At 69.6% G+C, this 22,998-nt stretch carries 22 protein-coding genes; 12 read left to right on the top strand and 10 right to left on the bottom strand.

From position 1 onward, the window contains the following. Positions 1-167 precede the first annotated feature (167 nt). The 7 genes from H295_RS44030 to H295_RS0134280 form a co-directional block, all read right to left on the bottom strand. Positions 168-1,271, bottom strand: coding sequence for a helix-turn-helix domain-containing protein (locus H295_RS44030; protein ID WP_020139884.1), 1,104 nt, complete (start codon positions 1,269-1,271; stop codon positions 168-170). A 251-nt stretch (positions 1,272-1,522) separates the two neighbouring features. Further along, positions 1,523-2,902, bottom strand: a complete 1,380-nt coding sequence (locus H295_RS0134305; protein WP_020139883.1) for a DHA2 family efflux MFS transporter permease subunit — start codon at positions 2,900-2,902, stop codon at positions 1,523-1,525. A 107-nt stretch (positions 2,903-3,009) separates the two neighbouring features. Beyond that, on the bottom strand, positions 3,010-4,197 hold the full coding sequence (locus H295_RS44025) for a 3-deoxy-7-phosphoheptulonate synthase (protein ID WP_063741202.1): 1,188 nt from the start codon (positions 4,195-4,197) through the stop codon (positions 3,010-3,012). A gap of 49 nt (positions 4,198-4,246) precedes the next feature. Beyond that, positions 4,247-4,588, bottom strand: coding sequence for an ArsR/SmtB family transcription factor (locus H295_RS0134295; RefSeq protein ID WP_020139881.1), 342 nt, complete (start codon positions 4,586-4,588; stop codon positions 4,247-4,249). A gap of 75 nt (positions 4,589-4,663) precedes the next feature. Continuing rightward, a complete protein-coding gene (locus H295_RS44020; RefSeq protein WP_020139880.1) occupies positions 4,664-5,482 on the bottom strand; it encodes an aminotransferase class IV in 819 nt (272 codons plus the stop codon). Then, the gene (pabB, locus tag H295_RS44015; protein ID WP_020139879.1) at positions 5,479-7,626 is read right to left on the bottom strand and encodes an aminodeoxychorismate synthase component I; all 2,148 of its coding nucleotides are present in this window, start codon (positions 7,624-7,626) and stop codon (positions 5,479-5,481) included. The genes H295_RS44020 and pabB overlap by 4 nt, the downstream gene beginning before the upstream one ends. Before the next feature lie 44 nt (positions 7,627-7,670). After that, positions 7,671-9,380: a carboxylesterase/lipase family protein gene (locus H295_RS0134280; protein ID WP_158691095.1), complete on the bottom strand. Its 1,710-nt coding sequence runs from the start codon at positions 9,378-9,380 to the stop codon at positions 7,671-7,673. Between the two features lie 25 nt (positions 9,381-9,405). On the opposite strand from H295_RS0134280, the gene H295_RS0134275 reads away from it, so the two are divergent. The 12 genes from H295_RS0134275 to H295_RS0134220 all read left to right on the top strand — a co-directional run bounded on the left by H295_RS0134275 (position 9,406) and on the right by H295_RS0134220 (position 21,247). After that, on the top strand, positions 9,406-10,821 hold the full coding sequence (locus tag H295_RS0134275; RefSeq protein ID WP_020139877.1) for an NAD(P)/FAD-dependent oxidoreductase: 1,416 nt from the start codon (positions 9,406-9,408) through the stop codon (positions 10,819-10,821). Beyond that, complete coding sequence (locus H295_RS44010; protein WP_020139876.1) at positions 10,818-12,107, top strand: cation:proton antiporter; 1,290 nt, start codon at positions 10,818-10,820, stop codon at positions 12,105-12,107. Before H295_RS0134275 ends, H295_RS44010 begins: the two co-directional genes overlap by 4 nt. Before the next feature lie 22 nt (positions 12,108-12,129). After that, entirely contained in the window at positions 12,130-12,999 is an 870-nt protein-coding gene (locus H295_RS0134265) for a diiron oxygenase (RefSeq protein WP_020139875.1), read from the top strand. Beyond that, positions 12,996-13,838: a hypothetical protein gene (locus H295_RS0134260; RefSeq protein WP_020139874.1), complete on the top strand. Its 843-nt coding sequence runs from the start codon at positions 12,996-12,998 to the stop codon at positions 13,836-13,838. The genes H295_RS0134265 and H295_RS0134260 overlap by 4 nt, the downstream gene beginning before the upstream one ends. Beyond that, the gene (locus H295_RS0134255) at positions 13,838-14,254 is read left to right on the top strand and encodes a holo-ACP synthase (RefSeq protein WP_020139873.1); all 417 of its coding nucleotides are present in this window, start codon (positions 13,838-13,840) and stop codon (positions 14,252-14,254) included. Before H295_RS0134260 ends, H295_RS0134255 begins: the two co-directional genes overlap by 1 nt. Further along, positions 14,238-14,474, top strand: a complete 237-nt coding sequence (locus tag H295_RS0134250; protein WP_020139872.1) for a phosphopantetheine-binding protein — start codon at positions 14,238-14,240, stop codon at positions 14,472-14,474. Before H295_RS0134255 ends, H295_RS0134250 begins: the two co-directional genes overlap by 17 nt. A gap of 28 nt (positions 14,475-14,502) precedes the next feature. Then, positions 14,503-15,330 carry a class I SAM-dependent methyltransferase gene (locus tag H295_RS0134245; protein WP_020139871.1) on the top strand — a complete coding sequence of 276 codons (828 nt, stop codon included), beginning with the start codon at positions 14,503-14,505 and terminating at the stop codon, positions 15,328-15,330. Positions 15,331-15,403: 73 nt separating this feature from the next. Beyond that, positions 15,404-16,987, top strand: coding sequence for an AMP-binding protein (locus H295_RS0134240; protein ID WP_020139870.1), 1,584 nt, complete (start codon positions 15,404-15,406; stop codon positions 16,985-16,987). A gap of 38 nt (positions 16,988-17,025) precedes the next feature. Further along, positions 17,026-18,273 carry a 5-aminolevulinate synthase gene (gene hemA, locus H295_RS0134235; protein WP_020139869.1) on the top strand — a complete coding sequence of 416 codons (1,248 nt, stop codon included), beginning with the start codon at positions 17,026-17,028 and terminating at the stop codon, positions 18,271-18,273. Further along, complete coding sequence (locus H295_RS0134230) at positions 18,270-19,796, top strand: long-chain-fatty-acid--CoA ligase (protein WP_020139868.1); 1,527 nt, start codon at positions 18,270-18,272, stop codon at positions 19,794-19,796. The genes hemA and H295_RS0134230 overlap by 4 nt, the downstream gene beginning before the upstream one ends. 117 nt (positions 19,797-19,913) lie before the next feature. Beyond that, complete coding sequence (locus H295_RS0134225) at positions 19,914-20,498, top strand: sigma-70 family RNA polymerase sigma factor (RefSeq protein WP_028810007.1); 585 nt, start codon at positions 19,914-19,916, stop codon at positions 20,496-20,498. Next, the gene (locus H295_RS0134220) at positions 20,495-21,247 is read left to right on the top strand and encodes an anti-sigma factor (protein ID WP_020139866.1); all 753 of its coding nucleotides are present in this window, start codon (positions 20,495-20,497) and stop codon (positions 21,245-21,247) included. Before H295_RS0134225 ends, H295_RS0134220 begins: the two co-directional genes overlap by 4 nt. An 18-nt stretch (positions 21,248-21,265) precedes the next feature. Here H295_RS0134220 and H295_RS0134215 read toward each other — a convergent pair whose 3' ends face one another. Genes H295_RS0134215 through H295_RS0134205 form a run of 3 tightly spaced genes read right to left on the bottom strand, consistent with a single transcriptional unit; the run spans position 21,266 to position 22,841 of the window. After that, a complete protein-coding gene (locus H295_RS0134215) occupies positions 21,266-21,628 on the bottom strand; it encodes an Asp23/Gls24 family envelope stress response protein (protein WP_020139865.1) in 363 nt (120 codons plus the stop codon). Next, complete coding sequence (locus H295_RS0134210; RefSeq protein WP_020139864.1) at positions 21,625-22,275, bottom strand: Asp23/Gls24 family envelope stress response protein; 651 nt, start codon at positions 22,273-22,275, stop codon at positions 21,625-21,627. Before H295_RS0134210 ends, H295_RS0134215 begins: the two co-directional genes overlap by 4 nt. Continuing rightward, positions 22,272-22,841, bottom strand: a complete 570-nt coding sequence (locus H295_RS0134205; RefSeq protein WP_020139863.1) for a sigma-70 family RNA polymerase sigma factor — start codon at positions 22,839-22,841, stop codon at positions 22,272-22,274. Before H295_RS0134205 ends, H295_RS0134210 begins: the two co-directional genes overlap by 4 nt. Between the last annotated feature and the right edge of the window lie 157 nt (positions 22,842-22,998).

Below are 22,998 nucleotides of genomic sequence, written 5' to 3'. Positions count from 1 at the left end.
TGACGCAAGGTCGGCGCGCCCGCGGTGATGGCTGGAACCATACTTTCGGGGAAATGTTGAATTTCCGGCCACGGTGGCGAAATTATGGTCCGGACCTTCCGCGGATAGCTGTTCAGCGGGATCTTCGAGTGCTGCGGGACGCTTCCGCAACGGACGCGTCGACCCGATCAGCGCGCGTAGACAGTGTCGAAGGCCGTGCCGGGATCTGCTTCCAGCCCCCCGTCGGCCGGGTCGTCGACGAGTCCGGCGCGGGCCGCGGCCACCCCTGCCTGGAAGCGGCTGGAGGCGCCCAGCTTGTCCATGATGTTGGAGATGTGGCGGCGGAAGGTCCGGGAACCCACGCCGACACGGCGGGCTACGACCTCGTCCTTGAGTCCCTGCGCCATCAGGTTGATGATGCCGGCGTTGAGATCGGTCAGCGTCTCCCCGTACGACACGGTGTCGGCCTCGAAGTCCGTCCCGGACTGCCAGGCGAACTCGTACAGGCGATGCAGCAGCAGGATGATCGTCGGCTCGTAGACGGCGATGATGCTGGGTATGTCCTCCTCCTGCGCCTGGTGGGACACGAACGCCACGTCGTCACCGATGAGGACCAGATTGTCGAAGACCTGGTTGGTCGTACGGACCCGGGCACCCTCGTCGATCATCTGCCGCACCCGGGTCCTGGTGGTCGACCTGGCCCGGGCCGAGTGATGGCAGACCAGCCGGAACGGCACCCCGTTCGACGCCTTCGCCACCTCGCACGGCTGGAAGCTGTGGCGCGGCCCGCCGTCGAACCGCTGCATGGCCAGGACCTCCGAGGTGCACTGGCGGAGGGCGTCGGCCAGATGCAGCGCCGCCTGCTGCGAGTCGAGCAGGAGGACGACCTTGTCACGGGGCTGACCCGACCGGCGCAGGGTGCTGAAGATGCCCGAGAGGGCGTGCAGCCTCTGATGCATGCCGGCCAGTTCCCGCCGCTTGTCGTTGACCGCCTGCTGCAGGGGGATGACCAGTTCGTTCTGCGCGGCTTCCGGACAGATCGCCATGAAGCCGCCGGCCGTGTCGGAGTACCGGAGCAGCCGCAGCTCGCGCAGCAGGTCGAGGGCCCGCCTGACGTCGACCACCGGTATCCGCAGCGCGATCGCCACCTGGGACAGGGTGGCGGGCTCCCGGGCCAGGACGAACTCGTAGACGTGGGCGACCAGTTCGTCGTCCAGCTCGGTGTCGATGGAGGCGGGGCGGACGGGATCGACCAGGTCCAATATGCCGCCGACGGCGGAGTGCTGCGTCATACCCGGCTCCGCCCGGGAACGTGGTGGTGATCCGGATGCGCGATGTCATGTGTCATCGGAGGTACGACTCTTCTCTCGGAGTTACGCGTGGGGGCGGACAATGAGAGGCTTTGGAACGGGATTATTTTCGAACTTGTGTTCCATTTCAGATTCGTGTTGCGCCCGGGCGGCGGCCGTTTCGGTGCAGCGGTCCGCCGCCCCGGACGAGGGAAGTGGAGCAAGGGAGTGTCAGGACGAGGGCACGGCCGAGGTCAGTCGGCCGCCTGCGCCTGCCGCTGGGGCTCGGGAACGGGAGCTGCCGCAGGCTGTGCCTTCACCAGCCACAGGCCGGTACAGACCGCGGTGAGCAGGGAGGCGATCCCTGCGGTGAGGAAGGCGCTGTTGAGGCCGGCCTCGAAGGACGCGCCGCCGGATTCGCGGGAGGTGACGATGGCGCCGAGCACCGCCACACCGAGCACCGCGCCGATCTGTCGGGCGGTGCTGCTGATGCCCGACGCGAGACCGCCCTCCTGCGGACTGACCGACTGAATGGCGGCGCCGGTCAGCGGGGACATGGCCAGGGCGAATCCGGCGCCGGTGATCGCCAGCCGCCACCACACGTTCCCGTAGCCGGTGTCCGCGTGCACGAAGCCCAGCGTCAGCAACCCCAGGCCGGACAGCACCAGGCCGGTGGTCACCACGACACGGAAGCCGTACTTCGCGGCCAGCCGACCCGCGTACGGGCTGACGAGCGCCATGCCGAGCGAGATGGGCAGGGTCTGCAGACCGGAGGCCAGGATCGAGGCGCCCTGCACGGTGACGAAGAACTGCGAGAAGAAGAAGACCGAGCCCATGAGCGCGAACCCGACCATTACCATCGCCCCGTTGGACACCGTGAACAAGGGGTTCCGGAACAACCGTAGGGCCATCATCGGCGTCGCGACGCGCCCTTCCACGACGATGAAGGCGACGATCAGCACCACCGCGACGGCGAGGCTCGCCAGGATGATCCCCGAGGTCCAGCCCTTGGAGCCGCCCTCGATCAGGCCGTAGGTCAGCGCCCCGACCCCCAGGATGGACAGGACCGTTCCCACGATGTCGATGGCCGGGGCGTGGGGGTTGCGGGACTCCTTGAGGGTGGGCAGCGCGGCCAGTACCAGGATCAGGCCGATGGGCACGTTGACGAGGAAGATGGCGCGCCAGTCGAACGCGTCCACCAGGATGCCGCCGGCCAGCGGTCCCGCCGCCAGGCCGATACCGCTGATACCGGCCCACAAGCCGATCGCCTTCACCCGTTCCTGCGGCACGGGATAGGCGCCGGCGAGCAGAGCCAGCGAGCCGGGGCTCAGCGCCGCGGCGCCGATGCCCTGCAGCACCCGCCCGGTGATCAGCCAGTCGAGCGACGGCGCGACGGCGCACACCACGGACGCAAGGGTGAACACCACCACGCCGGAGAGATAGACGCGCTTACGGCCGAACCGGTCGGCGAAAACACCACCGGTGAGCAACAGCATGGCGACCAGCAGGACATAGGCGTCGACGATCCATTGCAGACCGGACAGGCTGGTGTCCAATCGGTCCTGCATATCGGGGAGTGCCACACCCACGATGGTGCTGTCGAGCAGCACCATGAACTGCCCTGCGCAGGCCATGGCGAGCACTACCGACCGACTTGTACGAACTTCTGCGGGCACGGGGGAACCCCTTCATCCCTACCGATTTCGATGAATCCCGCCGGTGGACGGGACCAGTGGCGGCACTAGCGGCCTGACATTGCCATTTCCACCCGCGGACCGAAGTCCCGGTGCGGCACCAGCAATTCGCCGACCAGCTGCGCCAGAGAGGAAGCCTGTTCCGGATTGAGCCGGGGGTCGCAAGCGGTGCGGTAGTTCGCGGCCAGAAAGGCGTCGTCCACGCGCGTCGCGACACATTCGGTGACGTCGTCACCGCTCACTTCCAGGTGTATTCCCCCTGGCGTGAATCCCGTGTCGTTGCAGGCGGCGAAGAACGCGCGTATCTCCTCCTCGATCGAGGTGACCACACGCGTCTTCACACCGGCCGGACTGACGACGGTGTTGCCGTGCATCGGGTCGCACACGACCCGGTCGACCCAGCCCTCCGCCAGGATTCGGCTCAACATGGCGTAGACAAGGTCGTACGCCCGGTGGCGGCCCATTCGGAAGATGAAAGTCAGCCGTCCCGGGATGTTGTCCGGGTTGAGAACGGCGTGCAGGCCCGTCAGCACAGTCGGGGTGGCGCCCGGCCCGATCTTCACGGCGATCGGGTTGGATATCTCGGCGGCGAAGTCGACATGGGGCCCGGTCAGGGATCGGGTGCGCTCGCCGATCCAGAGCAGATGAGCCGAATGGCCGTAGAGTCTGCCGTCGTCCGCGCTGCGGCGGGTCAGTGGCTGCTCGTAGTCGAGGAGAAGAGCCTCGTGGGAGCTGAACACCGCTGAGTTCGCCAATTGGGAGAGGGTCCTGCCGGACTCTTCGTAAGCACGGATCAGGTTGCGGGGATCGGGGGTTCGCCCGTCCACCGTGAAGTCCGCGCCGTTCACGGCGTCGCCGAGATAGGACGGCAGAGAGACGCCGCCGCGACGTTCCGTCGGTGCGGAACGCGGCTTCGCGTACTGGCCGGCGATCCGCCCGACGGTCACCACCGGGCGGCCGGACCTCGCCTCGATCGTGTCGGACAGGGCCTGCAGCAGCGCCGCTCTTCCCGCCACCGAGGCCCGGGTGTTGTCCTGAAACGTTTCGGCGCAGTCGCCGGCCTGGAGCAGAAAGGTCGGTTCTGCCAGCCGGGCTCGTAATCGGCGAATGTCGTGGGCCGATACCAGAGGTGCGGCGCGGGCCAGGGTGCCGCGGGCCCGCCGCACCTCTGACATCTCGGGCCAGCCCGGTTGATGATCGCGCTTGTACGTGGCTGATAAATCGCCAAAATCCATGAACCATATCCCCCGTAAAGTCACGCAGACCGAGCGTGGCACTACCTGCTCAGGTCGCTCCGCTGAGCACGGGCTCCGCGGAGCCCTCGGCGGCGCTGAGACGCAGGATCACGTCGAGCAATTCCGGAAAGCGGTCTTGGAGCTCGTCCGTACGCAGCCAGATCCGTCGACATCGGCCGTCCACGGCCATCCTGACGACCCCGGTCTCCCGCAGAGTCCGCCAGTGATTGGTCAGCGTCGACTTCGGCACGTTCAGATCCGCGACTGCGCAGGTCAGCCCGGGATTGGCAGCGGCTCGCCGCACCAACTGCAGGCGAACGGGATCGCCGAGCGCATCCAAGACCGACGCCAGGGTCAGTGTCTCGGGGGCCGGCTCGGGTAGCAGTCGCATGTCGATGACGCTAGCACACAGTTCGATAGTTCGGGATAGTCGAACTACCGACTCTCTGCACTGTTCACCCTCGCGTCACAGAAGGCCACGCTCTTTCGCCAGACCGTGTTCACGGCACGTCGCGGAGGCCAGCGCGTCCAGACGCGCCTGCCAGATCGGCGCGCGCCGAGCCCGCCCGGCCGCCGTCGGCGCTCCGGTCCACTGCCGTACCGGACGGATTCCGTGCAGTGCGTTGACCGCCCACGTCTCGAGTCCCGACAGGTCCGAGGGACGGGGACACGCGTAGGCGACAGGGGTCCCGGAGGTGGCCGCGATCCGCAGGAGGGTCGCCCGGGTGACGCTCGGGAGCAGATCGAGTCGGGTCGTGTCGGGCGCGTAGAGGGTGTCGCCGTGCCACCACAGCAGGCTGGTCGTCGTCCCCTCGATCAGCCTGCCGTCGCCGTCCAGCAGGAGCGCCTCGTCGGCGCCCCGCTCCTGGGCCGCCGACCGCACCTGCGCCAGCCAGTCCAGGTCGGGGCCCTTCACGGTCGGACACCGGCGCGCGTCGACGCCGTCGTACACCCAGAGCCGGACGGTCGCGCCGCGAGCCGGGGCCGGCCGGAGCCACAGCTGGAAGACCGGCTCACCGTCGAGGTCGGTGAGCTCCAGCCGGGGAAACCAGCGGCCGGTGGCCGGGATCCGACGCACCGCGGCGCGCACGAAGGCGCGGGCGCGGCCCCGCGGTACGGAGAACAGTGCGGCGCAGGCGGTGACGAAGCGGTCGGCGTGCGCGTCGAGCGACACGGACCTGCCGTCCTCCACCAGCCAGGAGTCGACGACGGCCACGCGTCCGCCCGACGCCACGGTGGAGAAGACGTCGGCCCCGGACCAGCGCCAGCGTCGGTCGGCGGTCACAGGGGAGGCCGACCGCTGTACGAGGGCAGTGGCGGCAGGGCCCGCAGCGAGGCACTGGCCTTGAGGAGCATCTCGTCGAGTTCGGCCTCCGGGCCGGAGTCGAGGACGATGGCACCACCGGCGCCGATGCTCAGCTCATCGAGGTACCGGACGGCCGTGCGGATCACGATGTTGAGATCGGCCGTGCCGTTCAGCCCGAGGTATCCGAGCGCACCCGAGTAGATCCCGCGCGCCTCCGTCTCCAGCTCGTCGATGATCTCCATGGTGCGCAGCTTCGGCGCGCCGGTCATCGAGCCGCCCGGGAAGCAGTGGCGCACGCACTCCACCGCACTGATCTCCGGGCGCAGCACTCCCCTGACTGTGGACACCAGTTGATGCACGGTGGCGTACGACTCCACCGCCATGAAGCTCGGCACGCCGACACTGCCGACCTCACAGACGCGCCCCAGATCGTTGCGCAGCAGGTCGACGATCATCAGGTTCTCCGCGCGGGTCTTGGCACTGCCGGCGAGTTCCGCGGCCAGCTCCGCGTCCTGAACGGGATCGGAGCCTCGGGGTGCCGTCCCCTTGATGGGCTTCGTCTCCACGACCCGCTCGGCGTTGATCTTGAGGAAGCGCTCGGGGGACGAGCTGAAGACCGTGATCTCGCCGAGCCGCAGCAAGGCCGCGTAGGGCGCCGGGTTGGACGCGCGCAGCCTGCGGTAGTACGCCAGATCGTCGCCGTCGAAGGGGAGCCTGGCCTTGTTCGTCAGGCAGATCTCGTAGCTCTCGCCGGCGACGAGCTGCCGCTGGCACTCCTCGATGTCCCGGACGTAGCCCTCGGTGTCCCGGGACAGCGACGGGCGCGGATCGACGGTGTCGTCGGCCGCCCGGGCCGCGGCCGAGTCCTCGTTCCCCTCCACGATGCCGGGCCGGCCGAGCAGTGAGACCAGGGTGGCGGCGGTGGAGTCGATCCATTCCTGCGCGGACTTCCTGGTCAGTGGGTCACGGCGGTGCAGCGCGACCACATGGGTGAGCTCGCGCTCGTGGTCGACGGCGATCAGACGGTCCGCGAACATCCAGGCCGCGTCGGGGGTTTCGGCGTGGTGCCGGTTGACGGAGCCGAGGTCGCCCTTCAACTCGTAGCCGAAATAGCCGACATAACCGCCGGCGAAGTCGAACGGCAGCCCCGGGTCGGTCAGTCGGCGCTCGGCGAGGCGGCGCTCCAGGACGTCGAAGACGGTGCCGTCCTCCGTGTGCGTGCCGGCCTCGTCCCGCACCCGCACGGCCCGGTCGGCGAGTCGGTAGGTCAGTACCTCGCTGAGCGGACCCGAGGCGTCACCGAGGAACGAGAACCGGGACAGTCCCGGCTCGACCCGGCTGCTGTCCAGCCAGAAGGCGTACTCCGACCGCCCGAACAGCTCCGTGTAGGCCGCCTCGGTGTCCACGACACCGGGGACCGTCACTTCGAGCAGGTCATACGCGTCCCCGGTCCCGTCGGCCGCGGACCTCGGCCCGGCGGACACCGGCGGTTGCCGCGGAGTACCGAAGGCGGTGCGGGAAGCACTGCCGCCGGCTTCGTCCGCGCAGGCGAGGGTGATGTCCCGGAAGTTGGCCAGGAGTTCGCGGCCGTACTCCGAGGCGATGGACTCGGGGTGGAACTGGACTCCCCACTGGGGGCGCGTGCGGTGCCGTATCGCCATGACGACCCCGTCCTCCGCCCACGCCGTGGCCTCGATCGCCTCGGGCAGCGGCTCCTGGGCGCACAGCGAGTGGTAGCGCACGGCGGTGAAGTCCTGCGGAATGCCGTCGAACAGATCGTCGCCCGTGTGGCGGACCCTGGTGAGATGACCGTGGAGCGGCAGCGGTGCGCGGCCGACCGTCGCCCCGGCGCCGTGGGCGATCGCCTGATGACCGAGACAGACGCCGAGCACCGGCAGTTCCGCCCTGGCCAGGAGCTCCCTGACATACCCCAGATCGCGTGCGGATTCCGGGGTTCCGGGACCTGGCGAAATCACGAGGTTGTCGAACCGCCTCAGGTCGAGCGTGGTCACCACCGGATCGTCGTTCTTCAGAACAACCGGCTCACGCCCGTTCACCTCGGCCATCAGCTGGAAGAGATTGAACGTGTACGAGTCGTAATTGTCGATGATCAGGCTGCGCATCGGAATACTTCCAGACGGGTCGTCGGAATGCTTCGTCGGCATGGTCACCTGTGGGCGGAAACGGCGAATCGGGCGTCCCAGGCGGCACGGTGCTCTTCGCGGGGGTCCGTCCCGACACGGCAGGAGGTGTCGAAAATCATGACCTGACGCTGCTCTTCGTCGTAGCGGGGCCAGCCGGGATCGCCGGTCGTGGCGAATCGGATCCAACCGTCGCGCAGGGCGCGGCCGAGTTCGGCGGGGGCGTCCGGACCGACCTGCGGCGCGAAGGCGGGATCGTCGAGCTGGTCGAAGAGGAACGGCACCTCCAGGAAGTGGGCCGCGCCGTAACAGCCGTCGAAGGCCGGGGATTGCTGCCAGGCGAATTCATAGGCGTAGGTGTTGCCGCCGGAACGGGCGTGCAACTCGGTGAGTTCGATGGTGGGGCCGCGCCAGACCCAGTTGCTCACCGTCTCGGTGAGCTGTTCCCCGAACGACAGGTGCCCGTAAAGGGAATCGGCGGCGCCCCGGCATGCCTCGGGCACGTCGTACGCCTTCTGGGCGTCGAGGAGATCCCGTTCGGTGCCGGAGGTGAACTGCCCGTTGCGCATCAGGAAGTAGCGGGCCTCGTCGCGATTGGTGCCGATCAGGAGGTCGACGGAGGACGGAATGCGCTCGCTCATCGCGGAGTCGGTGAACAGGCTGTCGTCCACGACCGGCATGTAGGGGCTGAACCAGTAGGTGTACGGGTGCCAGCGGCCGGCGTCCCGGAAGCGGACGTCCAGGGCGCGCTGGCGGCGGCCCAGCAGTTCCTTGAGCGGGATGTCGCGCAGGTCGGCGTCGACGTTCAGATCGGCGAGGACCCGTGCGGCGACCGCGCGCCCTTCGTCGGCCTCGACGACCAGCGAGGGGCACGGGCTCTGCAGGACGGCCCGGTGGATGAGTCCCTCGGCGGCGACGGTCCTGGCGATCGCCGCGATGATGGCGCTGCCGGAGGAATTGCCGAAAACGGTGACGGCGTCCGGGTCGCCGCCGAAAACGGCGATGTTCTCGCGCACCCACCGCAGTGCGGCAACGACGTCCTGCATTCCCGCGTTCGGAATGCCGCCCGGCACCGAGAGAAATCCGTCGACTCCCAGGCGATAGTTCATCGCGACCATGACGACGCCTTCGCGCGCGAAGACCGACCCGTCCGCGCGCGGTGTGGCGGCACTGCCGGATATGTAACCGCCGGCATGGATCCAGACCATGACCGGCAGCCGGGCCGCCCCCGGGTCGGGCGTGTAGACATTGACGCTCAGGCAGTCCGTTCCCCACGGGTAGAGGGGCGTGGCGTCCACCAGCGAATAGGTGTTGGGCTGCGGCGCGCACGGGCCGAACTCGAAGGCCTCGCGCACTCCGTCCCACGGTTTCGGGGGCTGCGGCATCCTGAAGCGATTCTCGCCGTAGGGCTCTGCCGCGTACGGAATTCCCTTGAACGACACGACGCCGTCGTGGTACTTGCCCGCGACGACACCCGAAGTCGTCTTCACCAGAGCAGGTTTCGTCACGTTCTCCTGTGCGGTCAAAGCGCTGATTCCTTTCCGGACACGTTCTCCCGGCACCGGGTTCTCGCGGAAATAGCCGCCATACCGATCGGCGTCGATCACCCTAACCGCACATCCGGGCCGGACAGCGGCGTCCGAAGAAGCGGAGGGTGGCCACATGTGGCCACCCTCTTCCGGTTGTTGCGGTTTTGAAAGGCCGACATCTAGCGTCTGCCGCGACTGAAGTTGCACGTCTACCCGAGACGAGGAATCGGTAATGGGGGAACGTACCCAGGTACTGGTGATCGGTGGCGGACCGGCGGGCAGTACGGCCGCCGGACTCCTGGCCCGGCAGGGCATCCAGGTGACCCTGCTGGAGAGTTCGACCTTCCCGCGGTATCACATCGGCGAGTCGATCTTGCCTTCGGTGCTTCCGGTACTCGACCTGCTCGGCGTCCGGGAGAAGATCGACAACCACGGCTTCGTCCGGAAGGACGGCGCGTACTTCGAGTGGGGGCCGGAGAACTGGGACCTCAACTTCAACCACCTGACCGGTGCCGGGGGGTACAGCTACCAGGTGGTGCGGTCCGAGTTCGACCAGATCCTGCTGGACAACGCCGCCGAACTGGGCGTGGACGTGCGGCAGGGCGTGAAGGTCACCGAGATCGAGTTCGAGGAGGGCCGGCCGGTCGGCGCCCGCTGGGCCGGCACCGGGGACCGGTCGGTCACCGGCCGGATCGGCTTCGACTTCCTGGTGGACGCGTCCGGCCGGGCCGGCGTCATGGCCACCAAGTACCTGAAGAACCGTCGGTACCAGGAAGCCTTCAAGAACGTCGCGATGTGGTCCTACTGGCGCGGGGTCAAGCCGTTGGAGAAGGGCCCGGCCGGCGCGATCGCGGTCTGCTCGGTGCCCTACGGCTGGTTCTGGGCGATCCCGCTGCACGACGGCACTCATTCGATCGGCCTGGTGGCCAAGCGGACCGCGTTCGCCGAGGAGCGGGAGCGGCTCGGCGGGACGGAGCAGGTCTACTTCGACGCCCTCGCCCAGTGCCCGCGCATCGCCGACATGGTGGAGGGCGCCGAACGGCAGCCGGAGTTCAAGATCGAGCAGGACTACTCGTACATCTCGGAGCGGTTCACCGGCCCGGGTTACCTGATGATCGGCGACGCGGCCTGCTTCCTGGACCCGCTGCTGTCCACGGGGGTGCACCTGGCCACGTTCAGCGCGCTGCTGGCGGCCGCGTCCGTCTCCGCCGTCGTCTCGGGCGACCTGTCCGAGGACGAGGCCACCGCGTTCTTCGCCAGGGCGTACCGGCAGGCGTACGAGCGGCTGCTGGTGGTGGTGTCCTTCTTCTACAAGTCCTACAACCGCGAGTCGCAGTTCTTCGAGGCGGACAAACTCACCCGGCGCGAGCGGCACATGCTCAACCTGTACGAGTCGTTCCTGCACATCGTCACGGGTGTCGAGGACCTGGACGACACCCAGGACGGGAGCGGGGCGCTGGACAAGGTGGCCGAACGCATCCAGTCCCAGGGCGATCTCGACGCCCAGGGCGGCATCCTCGCCGGCCACAACGAGGCGATGAACTCGATGCCCGCCTCGCCGGACAAGGCCGTGGGCGGGCTGTACCTCGAACTGCAGCCGAGGCTGCGGATCCGGCGGCTGGCCGAGCAGGCCGTCGAGGCGGAGTGACCTCCGGGCAGAGCGTCACACTGCTGCTGGTGCTGGCCCTGGTGCTGGTGGCGGCCAAGACGCTCGGCTCACTGCTGGCCCGCCTGGGCCAGCCCGCGGTGATCGGCGAGATCCTGGCCGGCATCCTGCTCGGCCCGACCCTGCTGCCCGACGCGGTGCAACGCACGCTGTTCCCGGCCGACATCCATCTGGTCCTGAGCGCGCTGGGCAGTCTCGGGGTCGCCCTGTTCCTGTTCCTGATCGGCCAGGAACTCGCCCTGCATCCACCGCGCAGGCAGACCAAGGTCGTCCTGGCCGCCACGGCCGGCTCGATCGCGGTGCCCTTCGGTCTCGCGTGTCTGCTGGCCGTGACCGTGGTCGAACCGTCCGCCGGAGGCTCGCTGGGCTACACCCTGTTCCTGGGCACCGCGATGTCGGTGACCGCCTTTCCGGTGCTGGCCCGTATCGTCCGGGACCGCGATCTGCTGGGCACTCCGGTGGCCGGTATCGCGCTGGCCAGCGCCGCGATCGGAGACCTGCTCGCCTGGTCGATGCTGGCCGTGACGGTCATGGTGGCCTCCGGCCACAGCCAGTGGCGGCTGCCGCTGATGATCCCGCTGCTGGCCCTGATGTTCGCGGCGGTACGGCCGCTGCTGGCGAGGTGGGCCGATCGGCGGGCGCGGCTCGGGCGGACCCGGGAGCCCTACGAGGTGGCGCTGGCCGGACTGCTCGCCTGTGGCGCGGCGACCGAGTGGCTGGGCCTGCACTTCATCTTCGGTGCGTTCCTGTTCGGCCTGGTCATGCCCTCGGGGCCGGGCGGGCTGCGGGAGCCGGCCGGCCGACAGCTCGGGCTGGTGACCGAATACCTGTTGCTGCCGGTCTACTTCGTGGTCGCGGGCGCGAAGGTCGACCTGTCCCGGCTGGGTACGTCGGGGCTCGCCGAGTTCAGCGCGATCATGCTGGTCGCGGTGGGCGGCAAGTATCTCGGCGCGGCAGGTGCGGCGCGGTGGTCCGGACTGGACTGGAGGCGTTGCCTGGTGCTGGCCACCCTGGTCAACACCAGAGGACTCACCGAGCTGATCATCCTCACCGCCGGGCTCCAACTCGGCCTGCTGGATCAGCGTCTGTACTCGCTGATGGTGCTGATGGCGGTGCTGACCACGGTGATGGCAGGCCCCGTGCTCCGCGCTCTGTACCCCCCACGACTGGCCGCCAGGGACCGCGCCCGGGCGGCGGCCGGGGAGCCGCTGCCCGAGCGGTCACCGGTCACCACCGGACCGGCGGCGGTGGCCGAGCCGCATCAATGATCTCGAATGGAGTGGCACTTTCATGGTCAGCGAGCTGATCAATTCCGACAAACGATTCCTGGAGATCCTCGACCGGCTGACCACCAAGTCGATCGACGACTACTACAACCCCTACCGCCTGTTCGAGTGGCCGGAGAGCCTGCCGGACGAGATGTGGTGGATGAGCCCGGAGCTGACCACCGTCCACGGCACCGCCCTGGCCGAGCGACTGACCGAGCAACAGCTGTACGCGCTCTCCAAGTACGAGAGCCTCAACTTCTACAGCCTGAACGTGCACGGCATCCGGGAACTGCTCATCGAGGTCACCCGCCGCATTCACACCCGGGGGTTCGAGACGCCGTCGGAGTTCTTCCACCACTTCATCGGTGAGGAGAACGAGCACATGTGGTTCTTCGCCGAGTTCTGCCTGCGCTACGGCAGGAAGATCTACCGGCAGCCGGCCGGGGCGAGTGCGGAGATACCGAAGTCGGACGTGGAGAGCCTGCTGGTCTTCGCCCGCATCCTGATCTTCGAGGAACTGGTGGACCACTTCAACTCCCGGATGGCGCAGGACGACCGGCTGCACGAGACCATCCGGGCCATCAACCGGATCCACCATCAGGACGAGTCCCGGCACATCGCGTTCGGCCGCGAGCTGGTCACCGCGCTGTTCGCCGACGTGAAGCGCACCGCGACCGAGCAGGAGCTGGCCGACATCGCCGGCTATCTCCGCCGGTATCTGACGTACAGCTTCGAGTCGCTCTTCAATCCGCACGTCTACCGGGACGCCGGCCTCGCCGACCCGCTGGCCGTGCGCGAGGAGCTGCTGGCCGCCCCCGGGCGGGCCGCATTCGAGCACAGCGTCTTCCGCAAGACCTCGAAGTTCCTCGAGAAGATCGGGATCGTCCGATGACCGCCGACTCCGCGCCGGCCACGCCCACCGACGCCCTGGGGATCCTCGGCCCGGACCAGACCGATCTGCTGCGCGCGCTGGACGGCGTGTTCACCGGCTGGGCCCGGTCCGCCGGTGCCCGGGAGATCCTTCCGCCACCGGTGTACCCCGTGGCGGACCTGGAGAAGTTCGACGTCTACACGAACTTCCCCCAACTTGCGCTGGTCGCGGCCCCGTTGGAGCTGGCTGGCGGCCCGCCGAAACCGCTGGACGGCCGGTTCGCCCCGGCCGACGTACAGGAGCTCCGGCTCGGGCTGCCGCACGCCACCTGCTTCGGCGCCTACCTGTTCCACGAGGACACCGAACTCGGCGAGGACACCCTGGTCACCCTGGTCAACCGGTGTTTCCGCAACGAGGACCACTACGTCCCGCTGCGCCGGCTGGTCAGTTTCCAGATGCGCGAGATCGTGGCCCTCGGCTCCTACGGGCACACCCAGCAGGTGCTGGACTCCTTCACCGAACGGATCACCGCGTTCGGCACGGCGCTGGGACTGGAACTGGACCGGGTGGCCGCGTCCGACCCGTTCTTCGAGAACGGCGGGGCACGGGCCCTGATGTCCAGAATCAGCCCGGTCAAGCACGAGTTCCAGGCCGGTGGCCTGGCCGTCGCGTCGGTCAACACGCACCGCAACTTCTTCGGTGAACGCTGCCGCATCAGGCTCGCCGACTCCTCCGGCTTCGCCTTCACCAGCTGTGTGGCCTTCGGGCTCGAACGCTGGGTGGCCGTTCTGCTGGACGCGCACGGCAGCGCGACCGGGGCGCTTGCGGCGGTCCGGGACGCGGCCGCGCAGGGCCTGTGATGCCGGTCGGCCGGGTCGGCATCGACATGGTCCCCTTCGGCCGGGTCCGGGACATGGTGCGCGACGGACTTCTGCTCACCCGGGTCCTGACCGCCGAGGAGATCCGGCTGTCCCACACCTCGGGCGAACCCGATGTCCCGGGCATCGCGGGGCGGCTGGCCGCGAAGGAGGCGGTGTTCAAACTGTTCCACTCGCACGACCAGACCCTGCCGTGGCGCGGCATCGAGATCATCACCGCCGACGGCGGCCGGCCGGTCGTACGGCTGACCGGCCGGGCCGCCGAACTCGCCCGGCAGGCCGGCATCGAGGACATCTCGGTGAGCATCACCCACGACGACCCCTGTGCCGTGGCGGTGGCGTTCACGGCCTGCGATCCCGACAACAGGAGTGCACATGGCAGTGACCGGCAGCATTGACGAAGTCCGCAACTGGATCCTGAAGCGGCATCCGGAACGGCAGACCATCGACGCCGAGGAAAACCTCATCCAGACCCGCCTGGTCGACTCGCTGACCTTCGTCGAGCTGGTCTACGTGATCGAGAACGCCACCGACGTGGAGATCGACTTCGACAACATCGACATCCAGGACTTCCAGACCCTCGCCGCCATCGAGAAGGCGTTCTTCGTCGCGGCCTGACCGCATCAGATCAGGAAGGAAGTACTTCATGGAAGCCGTCTCGTACACGGCCCAGTGGACGGCCGCGGCACGGGCGTTGGAGACCGAACGCGGCGCCCGGGCCATCTTCGAGGACCCCTTCGCCCGGGCGCTGGCCGCGCCGCGCGGATTCGAGCTGCTGGAGAAGAACCAGGGCAGCGGGCTGACCCCGTTCATCGCGATCCGCACCCGCTACCTGGACGAGAGCATCGCGCAGATCCTCGCCGACGAGGACATCCGGCAGATCGTCTTCGTGGCCGCCGGTATGGACACCCGCCCGTTCCGCCTCACCTGGCCGGACGAGGCGACGGTGTACGAAGTCGACTTCCCCGCGCTGCTGGCGGAGAAGCGCCGACGGCTGGCCGAGCTGGGCGCGCAGCCGCGGGTGAACCGCCGGGAGGTGGCCGCGGACCTGCGCCGGGAGTGGTTGCCGGAGCTGGAACACGCCGGGTTCGACCCCGGCCGGCCCACCTTGTGGATCGTCGAGGGCCTGCTGTTCTTCCTCACCCCGGACCAGGCGACCGGCCTGCTGCGCTCCCTCGGCTCGGCCTCGGCGCCGGGCAGCTGGCTGGGGGTGGACTTCGTCAGCCAGGCGCTGCTGCGCAGCCCGTTCTCCAGGGAGTTCCGCCGCTGCCTGGAGGAGGACGGCACGCCCTGGCTGTTCGGCACCGACGAGCCGGAGGAGTACCTGGCCTCGGTCGGCTGGAAGGCACGTGACGTCAGGGAGCCCGGCGAACCGAGCACCGCGCACGAGGACTGGCAGTTCCAGGTGCAGCCCCGGGAGCGCAGGGGCCCCTCGCGCAGCTGGCTGGTGCGAGCCGAGTTCGTGGGCGGCTGAGAGCGCGGCCCGTTCGGGGTGCCCGAGCGGCTCTGTCAGCCAAGGAAATCCGGGTCGGAGGGAGAGGTCAACTGTGGCGACCGATGATCGGGAATGGTGGGCGGCAGCGGGCGGTTACGTCGCCGAACTGCTCTCCGTTCTCGCGCAGGAACCGGAAAAACCGGTGCTGCACTACCGCGATTCCTGGATCACCGGGGGTGCGCACCTGCGCTCGGTGACCGGGATCCACCGGACCCTGCACGCAGCCGGAGTGGGACACGGCACGGTCGTCGGCGTACTGACCGCGTCGAACAGCCCGGACATCCTGGCGGTCCGGCACGCGGCCCATCTGCTCAGGGCGGCGGTCGGACATCTGCGGACGACCAATCCGGGGTCCAGTGCGGCGATGCTCGCGTTCGACGACCAGCTGGAGATCCTCCGGACCACCGGCGCGGCGGTCCTCTACACCGACCAGGACAGCGCCGACCGGGCGGGCGAGCTCGCGCGGCGGGCCGGTATCCCGCTGATCGGAGCCGGCGTTCCAGGTGCGCGGCAGGTCGTGCCCGGGGACGACCCGGGACCGGCCGATCCCGGGCCGTGGTCGCCGGAGGACCTGGCGGCCATCGCGTTCACCAGCGGCAGCACGGGCCGGCCCAAGGGAATCAGGAAGTCGCGCCGTTCCTGGGACAGCGTGGTGTACGGCACGATCGCGCAGGGCCGGGAGGCCGAGCAGATCACGGCGCTGATCGGCACGCCGCTGAGCCAGACGGTCTCCCAGCTGGCCGATGCCGCGCTGATCGACCGGGGCCGGCTGGTACTCCTGGAGGAGTTCGCGCCGGACCCCTGGATCCGGGCAGTCCGCGAGCACTCGGTGACCCGGACCTTCATGGCCACGAGTCATCTGTACCGGGTCCTCGACCGCCTGGAGGAACTGGGGCTGGGCGACGCGCCGGCGGCCGGGCTGGCCGGCATGCGCCGGCTGGACTACGCCGGAAGCCCGGCGGCGCCGGCCCGGCTCACCGAGGCCGTGAAGGTGTTCGGCGCCGGCAGCCTGTTCCAGCAGTACGGCACCTCCGAGACCGCCCGGATCAGCTGCCTGGCGGGCGAGGACCACGCCGACCCCGAGCTGCTGGCGACCGTGGGGCGTCCGTTTCCCGGTGTCGAGATCGGCATCTGCGATCTGGAGACCGGCTCCCCGCTCGGTGACGGAGAGGTCGGCGAGGTGCGGGTCCGGTCCCCGCACGTCATGGACGGCTATCTCGACGAGGCACTGACCGCGCGGGTGCTCCGCGACGGCTGGTACCACACCGGTGACATCGGATACCGCGACGAGCGGGGCTTTCTCCGTCTGATGGACCGGCTCGCCGACATGGCCAAGATCGACGGGGTGAAGGTGTACCCCACGGTGGTCGAGCGCGCGATGCTCACGATTCCGGGGATCGCCCAGGCGGTCGTCTACGGCTTCCTGGGCAGGGACGGCCTGGAACATCTGCACGCGGCGATCACCCTGCGCCCGGGCGCCTCGGTGAGCATCGACGAGCTGCGCGGACATCTCGGCAACATCCTCTCGCCGGCGCATGTCCCCGAACAGGTGCTCGTCCTCGACGAGGTTCCCCTGAACGCCGCCGGAAAGCCCGACAAACCACGTCTGCGACTGGAACACACGTCGCACGCCTGATCAGACAGATTCACATCCCACCATGGAGCCGGAGAACCATGCCCACGCATCTGGAACACTTCACGAGCACATCCGCACCGACCCGGAACCCGTCGCGCGAGTTTCTCGAGATCGGCAGGCGCGCCGGCCGCTACCCGAGCGCCGTGGCCCGCATACCCGGCGGCGACACCGAGGTGAGCGTCTGGTGCAGCAACGACTACCTCGGCATGGGACAGCACCCGCTGGTGCTGGCCGCGGTGCGCGACGGGGTGTCCGAGTTCGGTGCGGGGTCCGGCGGTTCGCGCAACATCGGCGGTACGAACCACCGCCACGTCGAACTGGAGCATGAGCTCGCCGACTGGCACGGCAAGCAAGCGGCACTGCTGTTCACCTCCGGCTTCACCGCCAACGACGGTGCGCTGACGGTGCTCGCGGGCACCCCGGACAACACCGTCGTGTTCTCGGACGAGCTGAACCACGCCTCGATCATCGACGGGCTGCGGCACAGCGGCGCCACGAAGCGAATATTCCGGCACAACGACGTCGAGCATCTGGCGCGCCTGCTCACCGAGACCGACCCGGAGCTGCCGAAGCTGATCGTGCTGGAGTCGGTCTACTCGATGTCCGGCGATGTCGCCCCGCTCGCCGAGATCGCCGACCTCGCCAAGCGTTTCGGCGCCACCACGTTCCTCGACGAGGTGCACGCGATCGGCATGTACGGTCCGCAGGGTGCCGGAATCGCGGCGCGCGAGGGCCTCGCCGAACGGTTCGACGTCGTCATGGGCACGCTCGCCAAGGGGCTCGGCTCGGTGGGCGGCTACATCGCCGGTCCGCGCGATCTCGTCGACTACGTCAGGGCCACCTCGCGGGCGTTCGTCTTCACCACCTCACTGCCCCCGGCCACCGCCGCGGGTGCGCTCGCCGCCGTACGGCACCTGCGGGGCTCGGAGACGGAGCGGCAGCGACTCGCCGAGAACGCCCAGCTGCTGCACCGGCTGCTCGACGAGGCCGACATTCCCTTCAAGTCCGCCGAATCGCACATCGTCTCGGCGGTCGTCGGCGACGACGCCCTGTGCAAGCGGGCCTCGGCGCAACTGCTCGACCGGCACCGCATCTATGTGCAGGCCATCAACGCACCCAGTGTGCGCGAGGGTGAGGAGTTGCTGCGGATCGCTCCGTCGGCGACACACACCACGGCGGACGTGAAGATGTTCGCGGACGCGCTCTCCGGGATCTGGCACGACCTCGGCATCCCGACCGCCACCCAGCGCAGGGAGCCGTCCGCGGCCGTGAAGGAACCGGTGTGACCCGACCGCTGGCCGCAGTGCTCGCCGACACCGCGGCACGGCGGCCGGACACGCCTGCGGTGGTCTTCGGATCCACCACCGTCACCTACCGGCAGTTGTGGGAACGGGCGCGCGGCTGTGCCGCCGAGTTGCGCCGGCACGGGATCGGCCCGGGCGACCGGGTCGCCCTGCTGCTGCCGAACAGTCCGTGGTTCCCCGTGGTCTACTACGGCGTCCTCGCCCTGGGGGCCACCGTGGTGCCGATGAACACGCAACTACGCTCCGGCGAGATCGAGTTCGTCCTCGCCGACAGCGGTGCTCGGGCCCTGGTAGGTGCCGGGCCGGCGGTGGAGGAGGGGGCGAAGGCGGCGGCCTCCGCCGACGTCCCGCTGTTCACCGTCGGCGTCGAGGACTCCCCGGGGACACGGCTGGACCCGCACGAGCCGGCGCCCCCGGTCCCCGGGCACTTCCCCAACCCGCCCCACGACACTGCCGCGATCCTCTACACCTCCGGTACCACCGGCCGCCCCAAGGGGGCCATGCTCACGCACCGCAACGTCATCACCAACATCGAGGTGACGGCCGTGTCCCCCTTCGCCGTCCGTCCCGACGACGTACTGCTGTGCCCCCTTCCGCTGTCCCACACCTTCGGCCAGACCTGCGTCATGGGTGTGGCGTTCCACGTCGGCGCGACCGTCGTCCTGATGCCGGGATTCACCGCGGACACCGCGCTCGACCTGATGGCCGGGTGCGGCTGCACCGTGTTCATGGGCGTGCCGACGATGTACCACGCCCTGTTGGAGGCGGTCGCCAACGGCGCGCCCGCACCCCGGCTGCACCGTGCGTACAGCGGCGGCTCGGCGCTGCCGGTGCCGGTGCTGGAACGGGTCCAGGAGGTGTTCGGCTGCCAGGTGTACGAGGGGTACGGGCTGACCGAGACCTCCCCGTGCGTCGCCTACAACCACCCGGGGTCGGTCACCCGGGCCGGCACCGTCGGCACCCCGATCGCCGGCGTCGAGGTCGGTATCGCACGGGCCGGCCTCGAGAACTCCATCGAGTTGCTGCCTGCGGGCGACGTGGGCGAGGTCGTCGTACGCGGCCACAACGTGATGTCCGGGTATCTCGGCCTGCCCGCGGAAACGGCGGCGGTGCTCGTCGACGGCTGGTTCCGCTCCGGCGATCTGGGCGTGCTGGAGACGGACGGACATCTGCGCCTGGTCGACCGCAAGAAGGACGTCATCCTCCGCGGCGGCTACAACGTCTATCCCCGCGAGATCGAGGAGGTGCTGCTACGGCATCCCGCCGTGGCCCAGACAGCCGTGATCGGCCTGCCGCACGCCCGCCTGGGCGAGGAGGTCTGCGCGGTGGTCGTGCCGCGCCCGGACTTTCCCGGGACCCCGGCCCTGGCCACCGACATCATCACCTGGACCCGCGACCGACTGGCGGCCTACAAAAACCCACGCCGAGTGGAATTCACGAACTCCCTCACCACGGGCCCGACCGGCAAGGTACTCAAGCGCCTTCTGGTGGAGCGCTATTCGTGATGGGGGCGTCCGGTCCGCCGGAAGTCGCCGTCGGGAAATTCGTCACGAGCGCAACCAATCCGCCTGGCCTGCGGGAACGGATTACGTCCGGACATGTCCCGACGGTGGAGGCCCTCGGTGAAAGAAGCTGTGCATATCGTCAGAAACCCCTCGAAGGGGCCCGACCTCGAGGAACTCGTGGGGCGGGTGGCGCTGGGGGACGAGGATGCGTTCGCCCATGTGTACGACATCGTCGCGGGCCCGGTGCTGGGTGTCGTGCGGGCCGTGCTGCGGGATCACGCCCAGTCCGAGGAGGTGGCGCAGGAGGTCCTCGTGGAGGTGTGGCGGACGGCTCCCCGCTACCGGCCGGACCGCGGGACCGCGGTGAACTGGATCCTCACGCTGGCGCACCGCCGGGCGGTGGACCGGGTGCGTTCCGTGGACGCCGCGATGGCCCGGGACCACAAGGCCGCCCTGCTCGACAGGGTGCCGGAGTACGACGAGGTGGCCGAGCATGTGGAGGCACGCCTGGAGCGGGAGCAGGTGCGGCGCTGTCTGCGCACCCTGACCGATCTCCAGCGCCAGTCCGTCACCCTCGCCTACTACCGGGGCCTGACCTACCGCGAGGTGGCCGAGGCGCTGGGGCTCCCGCTGGGGACCGTGAAGACCCGACTGCGCGACGGGCTGATCCGGCTGCGCGACTGCCTGGGGGTGACCGCGTGACCACCATCGACCTGCACCGGCTGACCGGCGCCTACGCCCTGCACGCCCTGTCGGACGAGGAGAACGTCTCCTTCGAACGTCACCTCGCGGGCTGCGAGCCCTGCGCGCAGGAGACGGCCGAGCTGAGCGCGACCGCGGCCCGGCTGGGCCTGGCGGTCGCCGCGCCCGTCCCCCCGGCACTGCGCGAGCACGTGCTGCGCCGGATCAGCACCGTCCGCCAGGAACCACCCGGCACGAGCGTCCGGGTCTCGCCGGTGCGTGCCGGGCTGAAGGCCCGGCTGCTGTCCCGGTGGGCGCTCGCGGCCTGTCTCGCCGCGGCCGCGGCGCTCGGCGGGACGACCGTGTGGCAGCACCAGCAGGCTGCGGACGCCCGTGCCGAGGCACGTCAGGCGGCCCGGAGTGCCGACGAGATCGCCGCCGTGCTCGCGGCGCCGGACGCCCGGACACGGGCCGCCGATCTGGCCGCGGGTGCCACCGGGACGGTCGTCGTCTCCCAGAGCAGGGACAAGGCCGTCTTCGTCGTCTCGGGCATGGACCGGCCGCCCCGCGGAAAGGTGTACGAGCTCTGGTTCGACGACGCGGGGACCATGCGGTCCGCCGGGCTGATGGACCCCGACCGCGGCAACCAGACCGTTCTGATGCGGGGCGACGTCGACGGGGCGTCGGGCATGGGCATCACCGTCGAACCCGCCGGCGGCTCGAAACACCCCACGTCCACGCCGATCGCCCTGATGGCGTTCCCCGGCTGAGCACCGACGGCCCGGGCCTCAGAGGAGACCCGTGACCGTCACGGTGACCCGGGGCCGGGGCTCGCCGGGGGCCAGGACGCCCAGTCGGTCTCCGACGGCGTCGCGGACCCCGCGGGCCACGTCCACGGTCCGCGCCTGCCGGAGCGCCACGACGTGGATCTCGACGTGCCAGGGTCCCTCGCCGTCGGGCCGGGTCAGGCGCACCCCGGCGGCGGTCCCGGACGCGGTCCCGCCGACGTGCGGCACGGACCGCGGCAGCGCGGAACGCAACCGGTCGGCCAGGCCGGGCCGGAGGAAGGCCACGCCCGGCACCTCCGTCACGGCGGAGGCGAGTTCCGGGACGAGCTCGCCGTACGGGAGCTTCGAGGTGTGGTCGGTCATGGCGTACGCCCTTCCCGGTCGTCGTCGGCCGTCGGGGGGAGGAGGTCGGTGACCCTGACGTGCACGGCCGCCGTGGCCATGCCCAGGGCGCGGTCGGCCACCTGCCGCACATGTTCCCGCACCCGCTCGGTGAGGTCGGGCAGCGGGACGCCGACCGGGGCGTGGATGTCGAGGCGGACCTCGACCGTGCCGTCCTCGCGGACGTCGAGGAGGCGGCAGGAGCCGGCGCGGACGCCCGGGACCGTCTCCGCCGCGGAGCGCAGGGTCCTGGCCGCGACGGCCTCCATGATCCACAGGTCCTCGGCGGGTTCGCCGAGCGGCAGCGGGCGGCCCGGACGCAGTTCGAGGCGGACGACGTCCATGATCCGCCGGGTCAGCGGCTCGGTGTCGTAGGAGTCGGCCGCAGCGGTCTCCGTGCGCAACCCCCGTACCGCGGACTCCAGTTCGTCGAGCCCGCGCACCGCCTCCCGGCAGTGCGGGCAGGTTCGCGGGTGGGCGTCGCCTGCCTCGTCCCCCCGGGACCGGTCGTCGCCGGCCTGGTCCTCCCAGTCGGCCCAGGCTCGGGACAACAGGCGTCCGCAGGGCAGGAGTTCGTCGTCGTCCTCGTGGGTGGACATGCCGTGCGGCGGTTCGATCGGATCGGTCATCGCCAGGCCCCCAGTGCTTGTGTCAGACAACGGCGTGCACGGAAGACGCGGGCCCGGACGGCGTCCTGGCTGATGCCCACCGCTTCCGCGACGAACTCGTAGGACCGTCCGTCCAGTTCCCGCAGCACCCAGCAGGCGCGCTGTTCGGCGGAGAGCAGGTCGAGTGCCTCGCGCAGTTCGCGCACCGCGTCCCGGCCCTCGGTGATCCGGGACGGTGACGTGCTGTGTTCGGCCGCGGCCACGTCCCCGACCGCCTCCAGCGGTGCCGTGGGCCGGCGTGAACGCAGCACGTTCAGGCACCGGTTGGTGACGATCCGGTACATCCACGTCCCGAAGGAGGAGCGCCCCTGGAACTCGGGCAGCCTCCGCCAGGCGCTGAGGAAGGCGTCCTGGACGGCGTCCTCCGCCTCGGTCCGGGTGCCGAGCAGCCGGGTGGCGAGCTGGATCAGCGAGGGCGCGTGGCGTTGCACGAGCACGGCGAACGCGTCCTCGTCCCCCTCCGCGGCACGGACCACCAGCAGGGCGTCGTCCGTGTCGGGCCGGGTGTCGGGTGGTGCACCCACCACTGGGTCGCTCCTCTCGTCCGGTCTCCCGGAAGCCGGTCTTCCACAGGTTGGACACCGCCGCGCGACCGCTGTGACGCGGGACTTCGGGCCGTGAAAGAGAAAGACCTTTTTAACGGTGATCCGTAGCCGGAACGGGCGCGGATTGGTGGGAAAAGAA

This window comes from Streptomyces sp. 351MFTsu5.1, assembly GCF_000383655.1.
GTDB classification, from domain to species: domain Bacteria; phylum Actinomycetota; class Actinomycetes; order Streptomycetales; family Streptomycetaceae; genus Streptomyces; species Streptomyces griseorubiginosus.
This window is presented reverse-complemented; position numbering and strand designations above follow the sequence as displayed.

Bases quoted from the DNA above. Each gene is read 5' to 3' on its own strand.
- H295_RS0134295 (WP_020139881.1), bottom strand. From the start codon at position 4,588: ATGCGACTGCTACCCGAGCCGGCCCCCGAGACACTGACCCTGGCGTCG.
- H295_RS0134275 (WP_020139877.1), top strand. From the start codon at position 9,406: ATGGGGGAACGTACCCAGGTACTGGTGATCGGTGGCGGACCGGCGGGC.
- H295_RS0134305 (WP_020139883.1), bottom strand. From the start codon at position 2,902: ATGGCCTGCGCAGGGCAGTTCATGGTGCTGCTCGACAGCACCATCGTG.
- pabB (WP_020139879.1), bottom strand. From the start codon at position 7,626: ATGCGCAGCCTGATCATCGACAATTACGACTCGTACACGTTCAATCTC.
- H295_RS0134260 (WP_020139874.1), top strand. From the start codon at position 12,996: ATGACCGCCGACTCCGCGCCGGCCACGCCCACCGACGCCCTGGGGATC.
- H295_RS44030 (WP_020139884.1), bottom strand. From the start codon at position 1,271: ATGACGCAGCACTCCGCCGTCGGCGGCATATTGGACCTGGTCGATCCC.
- H295_RS0134210 (WP_020139864.1), bottom strand. From the start codon at position 22,275: ATGACCGATCCGATCGAACCGCCGCACGGCATGTCCACCCACGAGGAC.
- H295_RS0134215 (WP_020139865.1), bottom strand. From the start codon at position 21,628: ATGACCGACCACACCTCGAAGCTCCCGTACGGCGAGCTCGTCCCGGAA.
- H295_RS44025 (WP_063741202.1), bottom strand. From the start codon at position 4,197: ATGGATTTTGGCGATTTATCAGCCACGTACAAGCGCGATCATCAACCG.
- H295_RS0134245 (WP_020139871.1), top strand. From the start codon at position 14,503: ATGGAAGCCGTCTCGTACACGGCCCAGTGGACGGCCGCGGCACGGGCG.
- H295_RS0134265 (WP_020139875.1), top strand. From the start codon at position 12,130: ATGGTCAGCGAGCTGATCAATTCCGACAAACGATTCCTGGAGATCCTC.
- hemA (WP_020139869.1), top strand. From the start codon at position 17,026: ATGCCCACGCATCTGGAACACTTCACGAGCACATCCGCACCGACCCGG.
- H295_RS0134255 (WP_020139873.1), top strand. From the start codon at position 13,838: ATGCCGGTCGGCCGGGTCGGCATCGACATGGTCCCCTTCGGCCGGGTC.